Source organism: Roseibium sp. (assembly GCF_039982295.1).
GTDB lineage: Bacteria > Pseudomonadota > Alphaproteobacteria > Rhizobiales > Stappiaceae > Roseibium.
Genome location: NZ_JBDWYP010000042.1, coordinates 1 through 8133, shown reverse-complemented (window position 1 = coordinate 8133; position 8133 = coordinate 1). Strand labels below are relative to the sequence as shown.

Annotated in this window: 8 protein-coding genes and 1 pseudogene; 4 read left to right on the top strand and 5 right to left on the bottom strand. The window is 52.3% G+C overall.

Annotated features, from left to right (window positions below):
• Positions 1-333: 333 nt before the first annotated feature.
• Positions 334-549 carry a hypothetical protein gene (locus ABJZ52_RS08270; protein WP_348189969.1) on the top strand — a complete coding sequence of 72 codons (216 nt, stop codon included), beginning with the start codon at positions 334-336 and terminating at the stop codon, positions 547-549.
• Between the two features lie 260 nt (positions 550-809).
• Here the strand turns inward: ABJZ52_RS08270 and ABJZ52_RS08265 are convergent, their stop codons facing one another.
• The 3 genes from ABJZ52_RS08265 to ABJZ52_RS08255 all read right to left on the bottom strand — a co-directional run bounded on the left by ABJZ52_RS08265 (position 810) and on the right by ABJZ52_RS08255 (position 2791).
• Positions 810-1619, bottom strand: a complete 810-nt coding sequence (locus ABJZ52_RS08265; protein WP_348189967.1) for a hypothetical protein — start codon at positions 1617-1619, stop codon at positions 810-812.
• Positions 1619-2428: a hypothetical protein gene (locus ABJZ52_RS08260; RefSeq protein WP_348189965.1), complete on the bottom strand. Its 810-nt coding sequence runs from the start codon at positions 2426-2428 to the stop codon at positions 1619-1621. Before ABJZ52_RS08260 ends, ABJZ52_RS08265 begins: the two co-directional genes overlap by 1 nt.
• A 153-nt stretch (positions 2429-2581) precedes the next feature.
• Positions 2582-2791: a hypothetical protein gene (locus tag ABJZ52_RS08255; protein ID WP_348189963.1), complete on the bottom strand. Its 210-nt coding sequence runs from the start codon at positions 2789-2791 to the stop codon at positions 2582-2584.
• 384 nt (positions 2792-3175) lie between these two features.
• Here ABJZ52_RS08255 and ABJZ52_RS08250 point away from each other — a divergent pair, with 384 nt between their 5' ends.
• Complete coding sequence (locus ABJZ52_RS08250) at positions 3176-3883, top strand: Crp/Fnr family transcriptional regulator (RefSeq protein ID WP_348189961.1); 708 nt, start codon at positions 3176-3178, stop codon at positions 3881-3883.
• 188 nt (positions 3884-4071) lie between these two features.
• The gene (locus ABJZ52_RS08245; RefSeq protein WP_348189959.1) at positions 4072-5226 is read left to right on the top strand and encodes a hypothetical protein; all 1155 of its coding nucleotides are present in this window, start codon (positions 4072-4074) and stop codon (positions 5224-5226) included.
• A 156-nt stretch (positions 5227-5382) separates the two neighbouring features.
• Here ABJZ52_RS08245 and ABJZ52_RS08240 read toward each other — a convergent pair whose 3' ends face one another.
• Positions 5383-5586: a hypothetical protein gene (locus ABJZ52_RS08240; RefSeq protein WP_348189957.1), complete on the bottom strand. Its 204-nt coding sequence runs from the start codon at positions 5584-5586 to the stop codon at positions 5383-5385.
• 224 nt (positions 5587-5810) lie between these two features.
• On the opposite strand from ABJZ52_RS08240, the gene ABJZ52_RS08235 reads away from it, so the two are divergent.
• Positions 5811-7217 (top strand): hypothetical protein, encoded by a 1407-nt coding sequence (locus ABJZ52_RS08235; protein ID WP_348189955.1) that lies wholly within the window; start codon positions 5811-5813, stop codon positions 7215-7217.
• A gap of 40 nt (positions 7218-7257) precedes the next feature.
• On the opposite strand, the pseudogene ABJZ52_RS08230 reads toward ABJZ52_RS08235, so the two are convergent.
• Positions 7258-8083 (bottom strand): annotated as a pseudogene (locus ABJZ52_RS08230) (IS3 family transposase); the annotation flags it as partial.
• Positions 8084-8133 lie beyond the last annotated feature (50 nt).

The window sequence follows — 8133 nt, the reverse complement described above, 5'->3', positions numbered from 1 at the left end:
TCGAATGGGTCGACTGGTTCAATCACCGGCGTCTTCTGGAGCCCATAGGAAACATCCCTCCGGCTGAAGCGGAGGAACGATACTACGCCACGCTGGATCAACCGGCGGTCGCAGCATAACTTAAGCCAAACAGCCTCCGGCCAACCCGGGGCGGTTCAAAGTTTCTAAAACTGACGGTCATTGAGTTACCCTTTATTGAAATTGTCAGCTATTGCGTAGCCGTACGAAGCTCACTACGACCATCGCATTGGTGAGCTGCATTGTAACAAGGTGAAAAAAAACGCTTATGTCGAATGACACAGAGCACTCGACAAGATTTTCGAGTCGGGTACAATGGGCAGCCAGGCGTTGTGCGGAGCCCGTGGCGACGGCGATACGCGCCGCCAGGCGGCGCCGACGGGCTTGCGAGAAGATTTTCAAAGATCATTCAGAATACGCTTCCGCGCGCTGCCGGTGTCCGGCCGCCTGTCATTGGTCGGTGTTCTAGTTCAGGCCGAAACCATGGCGCAGAAGACGCTCCTGGAAAATCGACATTTGGCCGACGACTGATCGAAGTCGGCCCATGCGCCGAAGGCCCATAACGAACAGATTACATCATGCGGCAGGGAAAATCTTGGAGGCCCACCTGGTCAGCCAGTAAATTGGAACGGTTGTGACCCCGCCCGACGAGCCCGCCCGGGCGGCTCGAGGCCGAGACTTAAGAGCGTTCCCCGCAGCCGCTTGGCCGCCACTCTTTTGTGGCGGCCGAAGACATAAATCCGGCCGACACCTATTCAACTTCTCGAGGTCTGCATGCCTCGCGCCGCCGTTCAGGACAGGGAGCTTCGCCAGTTGCCCTTGGCAAGCCAGAGACCCAGAAGGCTGGTCGCTGCGAACAGCGCGAAAGCGGCGATCAGACGCGGGTGTGACCAGTCGACCTCATCGGCAAAACGGGACATCTGGAGAAAAAGCAGAGGAAGCGGAAGGATCAGAAATGGAGATCCGATACGTGCTCTCTCGCGAGCGCCTTCCCAAGCCATTGAGACCATCATCAGGCCGAGCGCGACAATCCAGCCGGCTGTCGCCCGTGCAGTGAGGACTGTCACTTCGAACGCGTGATTGGCGGTAAAGTGCTCAGGTCGGACAAAAGAGTACAAGCCTTCAAGCGTAAACAAGCAGCCAAGCGCGCACAGTGTTAGACGCAGGGCTTTTCCCATGGGCTCAAGAGCGGGCAAGGACACTTGCCGGCGGACCTGATAAAGGAAAAGAGTCAGAAAAATCGGTGGCGGCAGCAGATAGCTCGCGTACCAGAGCATAAAGCTGCCTGAATCCACCCTGAACTTGTCCCAGTGGATCCAGGTCGCCGCCAGCTCGATGGACGTGAAGATAATGGCCGGCCATATGATCACCCTGACCATTTCCCAGCGTCGGGCGACCATCGCCAGAACAAAGATCGGCGCAACCGAGGCATAAAACGCCCCTAGGATAGCCGCCGTAACGGTCGGTTTGATGGTCCAGGCAAAATTCGACGCCGTGTCCTGCGGTGTAAGCGTGATTGAAAGGATTGCCGCGAGGCCGAAAAATACTTCCGCCCCAAACCACAGACGTAGCGGCAGGGAAATACTGGATCCGGTATTCATCATGGGCATCCTTTTCGAGAGTTTACTTCACGTGCCGCGACACCTGTCAGGACAAACACCCCTGCGAGGCTCGCGATTCCAAGGCCTCCGAACCAGACGACGGACGAGACCGCCCAGGGCGCGAAGAGGTTTAGGTGCATCAGACTTCCGGCAAACGCAAGCACCGGGAACATGGTGATACCGACAGCGGAAATGAAACATTCATCCTTGTCGGCCGTCGTCATCAAGAGAGCTATGACCGCCAGTCCCAGCAGCGGACCACCGTAGATCTGCGCCAGCATGAGGTTCAATTTCCATGGCCAAGCGTCCACCATAATGCCAGGCAAGAACAGCAGCAGCAGAGAAACGGCGAGAGCGAAGGCGCCAAGAACGCCCAGGAGAACACGGTTCACGGGGGGCAGGAGCGTGCGCTCGCCCGAGGTCGTGCGCTTGCGGAGACGCAGGATGAAGTAGCCCCCCGCTACCGGGTAAACTGAATATGCAAAGAACCAGAACCATGTCGACCTCAAACCAGTATCAAACTGGTCGAGATAGAACAGACTGACGATCCCGAGCGCTCCGGTCCAGATCGTGGCGACCACTGTCGGCAGTCGGACCTGTCTTGCCTCTTGCGCGAGGCCGGCGAGCAACATCATGGTTCCGCCCGCCAGATAGAGACTTGCGATCGTCCGCGCATGCAGCGGCGGCAGCGTCAGGGGCACAGCCCTGGAAATCAGCTCGGGCTTGAAATATCCCATCCCGCCGACAAAGAGCCCGAATGAACACACGGCGAAAAAATATATCCTGTGCGCGATGGAAATCCTGTTCATGTGATCCCTTTCACTTTGGCCTCAGGTCCATAATGCAAGTGTCGCCCAAACCGGCGTCTCCGGCAACGGTCCAGCGCGACAGGACAAGTTGTTTGCAACCTGTTGAAAGAGGATCCCATTGCGATCCGGATTGATAGCCGGATCGCAATGCAGTCAACCCGGGATGAACTCGACCCGGCGGTTCTGTTGCCTATCGCCAGCGATCCGGATCGTGTGATCGCCTGACGTTTTCTTTTCCGAAACGATGAGGAGATCGTTGAAAATCTGCTGAACCGGTGAAGTCTCTTCTATGGGAGAGGCGCTTGCGATCGAAGACATCACAGCCGTCAGGGCGAAGACGGAGATAAACAGCTTGTTCGACATGGAACCGTTTTTCCTTTCAAACAGGGCAATTGCGGCCCGATGCCTTCTGTCTAGCCCCCCATAAGCCGCCCGCCCTGTGTCGCTTGACACACCTTAGAGTGCCTCACGGCATTTCTGGAGATATCTGTCCGGCAGGAGTTCAAATGGGGATCGACTGGAGCAAATTTCGTCCCATTTCTTGAGCCGTTGCCAGAACAGATCGAGCTGCTCCTTGTCCCGGCTGACCGGCTTCGGTTCGGGTTCCACAACCAAAGCTGGCGGTCGTCCACCATGCCCGCGTGAGCGTGCGTCGCGACGACCTCAAAAGTCTCTGTCCAGCGCGCGAGAGGATGATATACTCGCCGTGTTCGAAGGAGTTCCCTGGCCGAGGATTGCGAGACCGGAATGGCAACAGACAGCGCCCACGACAAGAGCAAATTGCTCGGAAAAAGCTTTATTTTCGAAGCGCTCGATCCGCAGGCGCGAGACGATCTCGCGAGGTTTTCCTTCCTGAAGAAGTTCTCCGCGGGCGATGTCATTTTCACCATGGGCACCCCGGGGCAAAGCATGATGGCAATCGCGGAGGGCGTCGTGCGCGTCAGCATGTTCACGCCGAGCGGCGGCGAGGTCACCCTGACGGATCTCAAGGCTGGTGACGTGTTCGGCGAAATCGCCCTACTGGACGGTCAGGATCGCTCGGCCAGCGCCAGAGCTCTGACAAACTGCACAATGGTCGTTCTGGAGCGTCGCAACCTGCTTGAAGTGCTGCAAAGGGATTCTAATCTGTCGATCAGGTTGATCGAGTTGCTTTGCCAGCGTGTCAGGCGCTCCGACGAACGCATGATCGAAGGGTCATTTCTAGATCTGCCAGTTCGCCTGGCGAAACTGATCCTCCGCCTGTCCGCGGCGCTTCCCGCGTCCGAAGACCGCCCTCTCAAGAAGCTGTCGCAATCCCAGTCGGAACTGGCCGGGATGATCGGCAACACGCGGGAAAACGTGAACAGGTGCTTGCGGAAGTGGCAAAAGGCAGGCCTGGTCAACATGCAAGACGGCTGGCTGTTCATCCTGGACCGGTCCGCTCTGGCGAAAATCGCAGACCCGGACAGCTTCTGACGGCATTGTTGCGTTAATCCGATTAGTGGCCTACGTGCTCGTCGTTGTTTCCATTCTGAAGATTTGTGAATACCGTTCAAACACGACGCCTCCCGTCGGCACAAGACTGCGAAGTCCAGGCATCGTTTGACGAGTTGGCGCGAGTAAACGGGCAGCTTGCGTCAGCGTGTGCGTTAGGGTCTGAGTTGATGAAAGCGTGGCGCGCACCGGCAAGCGCAGCCGAGCGGGGAAATACTCCGACTTTACCATCACGGCTTGTCTGGAGCTTCGGAACGTATTCCATTTGGCCCTGCGGCAAACACAGAGACATTACTGGAGTTCGTCCGCTAGCGGAACACTCTCGTGTTGCGGTCAAGTGGGATCGTTGTTTTACGTTGGCATTATACCAAGGCTGTTTTCCTTTTTTGCGAGACCCAGCAGCAAAAAACCTCGTAATGCGTATCAAACAGCACAACCTGAGCGCGGCGACACCGCTTATCTTCTACCTGCGTGTATTCTTCTTGACGTCTTACAGACTGCAAACTGGAGTAAGAAAAGTGTCCCTCAACCCTACCCAACTGAATTTACTCACGACGCAATTCTTTAACGAAAATTCCGATCAAAATGCCCTGCGGAACAATCTTGAGAGGGGTCTATTCAAAAAATTTGATAATATAGTAGTCATGGGACAAGGAAAAGAACTTCCTATGGGCCACCAGAATTTTCTTAACCAAAGAAGAGAATTTCAAGTAAATCTTTACATCGCCCAAACAAATCAAAGGATTGAAAGGCAGCTGGAGGAAATTTCAGGCCTGAAGGAGCTCTGGCAAGCTCTTCCAATAACGTACAAGGAACAAAATCAAGCAGCGTTCGACGACCTGCTTAAAAACGTATTTAGAAAATTCGACGCTTGGCGGGACGAGAACGAGACAAATAGAACTCTTTGGCAAGATCTTTTGCAAACAGGTAACGCGAAAAATTTTGATTTCGACAAATTCAAGATTAGCTTGAGGACTAAATTTCAGGAATACCTCAATGCACTTCATGACTTGATGAACTTTTTTGCGGCACATCAAAATACCCACATTGATGCCCTCACGCAGAGACCGTTTGAGGCGCCTAAAGATGAGGAGCCGGTGCCGCCGATGCCTGCCACGCCGCCAGAAACAACTTTCAACGTCAAGAGTTTCCAAAATCGCGTTGCAAACCTTATCGAGGAAAATGAGAAATTGCACGACGACCGTTTAGACAAAAGTCTCCACATACCCAAGCCTGTGGCAAAAGAGCGTATCGACTGGAACCAAATGGATTGGGGCCGTGACGATGAAGAAAGTGTTGAAATCACTGCCCCGGTGGTAGGTTAGTAGCTCGTCGTTAAATTGAACGCACATAGTTCGGTGGTCCGGAGCGGCGCTGATGTCGCTAAAGTTAAGATATAAGGGATGCTTCTTATCTGGGCTTTGCCACACACGATGCTTCTCCGGATCATGTTACATAGACCGCAACAAATGGGAACCTAGTCAGCCATGAGATGTTAAATTTTCATTAGGAGCATGTTGCGGCTTGGTTGCGGCTTGGCGGTCAAGACATGCGACGAAGCGAAACACTTCAGTCTCATGGCCACCAACGGTTTTGTTTAAGCTCAGCGAACTGAAATCGGCATTTGACCGGCTAACCATCCCGATCTTCGCGCTGCTGATTGTTGAAAGAGCTGAACGAGCCATTCAAGCGGTTCCTATTCGCCGTAGTTGTATTAAAAGCGAGTCGCATTCAAACGGAAAGATCAGCATCGCTTTTTGCGCTGGAACTCCCGCTTTCAGAAAGCGAAGAGCGATACGAATTAATGGGATTTGCTCCGGCCGGTCTCTGCCATCTTCCAGAAACGCTTCGTGCAGCTCTACTCATCCCATGGATGTGTCCGAAAAACAAATATTGTTGCGAGTAAAAAATGACCGTTGTGCCTAAAATGGCTCCCGGGGCGCCAGATCTACCCCGGCAACAAAAAAAAGTTTTTAAGCGATTCGAACCGCTTAACTTCGCGGGATATTCTGTCAGTCCAAGTCAAGATTTCAGGAACGCGTTTGCTGAGAATCGCCCAAACGCGCAGGAGGAAATATACGCCTGCCTGCTTGAACGCAGAGTCGCGAAGATTAATAGAATAGTTGAGAGAAAAAACAAACAGATTTATTCATATGAGGTTCGACTAAAGCAAATTTTTCAAAAAACTCGCGATCGACGGGAAATCAACGGGACAGATCATGCAGAAAGGCTTGAGCAACTACGTGAATCTTTCCAGGATTATTACGAGCTGACTGAGTCTAATATTTGCGACTGGCACAGTGTAATTAGCAATGGAACCTTTTACCGTCATAGATTTGGGCCCGTCACCGTCAATAAAATTAAATTGAAGCAATTCGAGCGTATCTTCAACAAACTTGAGATTGAAATGGAACAGCAATGCGGGCCACAAAGTTCCACAGTGCATATTGAAAAATTGGGGCGGCATGATGCAGTCGAACAATCAAACAACAAGTATTTAATCGAAACTGAACTTAAATCTTTTCTGACAGATAACAAAAATATAATCGATATATACGAAAATTTTCGCAGAGAACACCCTGTAAAGGATGCAAGAGCATTCAAATTTCAAAGGTATTCCCGCCTGACAAATCACAGAAAATTCTATAAGGTGACAAAAGGAACGAAATTTTTAACGCAATCCGGAAAAAAACCACAAGCTTTGCTTGTAACTGAACTTGACAGTCTTGTTGAGAGATCATTTTTCCTAATTAATTCTCAAATAATAAAATCAATAAATGCCTCATTTGCTGAAAACAAAAACGGCGACGATTCCATCGAATGGCTGGAATCAATTCAGCTTGCATTGGAAGAAGGAATTCGCAGAGAGTTAGGCAATAAACTCTGGCGAGAAGTAGACTTTAGCTTTGAGGATTTCATAGTTGGGATGTCTGAGCGATGTATCAATTTTGTCAAGTCCTTAGACAAAATTGTGGCCGATATAGCCGAACCAATCTTCGCGAATCCACACGCAGATTGTTACTATAAGATTGACGAAACATGTCTTTTTCTAGCACTTACCCTCATCGCACAGGACACCTTCACTATTGGGAATGATCCCGATGAAGAGACTGTAGCAATGGTACGTAGGGCTTGCATCACTTGGCTGAAAAAATGGGGAAAGGACGAGGAGGCAGCCGACTGGCTTTTCAAGGATGACACTTTCTTGATCGCACAGCCTAGATTTTACAATGAGGCCGATGCCATAGATGGAAATAGCGACTACTGCTCCGACGGCTCGGACGACTTCTTCGATGACTCCGATGAAGACGCATGACGGTAATCATCCCATTTTTAGTGGGTTTTAAAACTGGACTTCAGGCCGCTGTTTTCAGTTTCATTGCGGGCGTAATGCCGCCGATGGCCATGTTCGGCCGCTCATTGTTGTATGTCCATAGCCAACGTGTTGCGTGGTCCTGTGCCTCCTCGATCGTTTCGAATATGTATTGTCCAAGCCATTCATGGCGGACAGTTCTGTTGTAGCGTTCGACGTAGGCGTTCTGTTGCGGTTTACCGGGTTGGATATACTCCAAGCCGATCCTACGTCTCGTAGGCCCATGTTTGCAGCGCGGCACTGACGTTTTCCGGGCCGTTATCCACTCAAATGTTCAGCGGCTGGCCGCGCCATTCAATGATCCGTTCCAGCGTGCGTATGACGCGAAGGGATGGAATGGAAACGGCCACTTCAATGCCGAGACCTTCCCGGTTGAAGTCGTCCAGAACGTTCAAGGTCCTGAAGCTGCGCCCGTCGGCCAATTGATCAGACATGAAGTCCATGGACCAGGTCATGTTCGGGCCATCCGGGACAGCCAGTGGCTCTGGCTTTTCCCGCACCAAACGCTTCTTCGGCTTGATGCGCAGATTCAACTCGAGCACCCGGTAAATCCGCCGGACGCGCTTGTGGTTCCATGCAAATCCTTTGACATTGCGCAGATAAAGAAAACACAAGCCGAAGCCCCAGGTTCGGTGCGTTGTCGTTAGCCGGACCAGCCAGTCCGCGATCTCGGCATTCTCGTTGCCCAGTTTGCGCACATAGCGATAGCAGCTTTCGCTGATCTGGAACGTCCGGCAGGCAAGCGCAGCGCTCACGCCACGCGGCCGGACTGCACTGGTGGCCATCTCTCTACGCTGAGACGGCCTCAAGGCGTTCAGCCTTGTGCTCGAACCAATGGCGCACTGGCGGCCTCAATTCC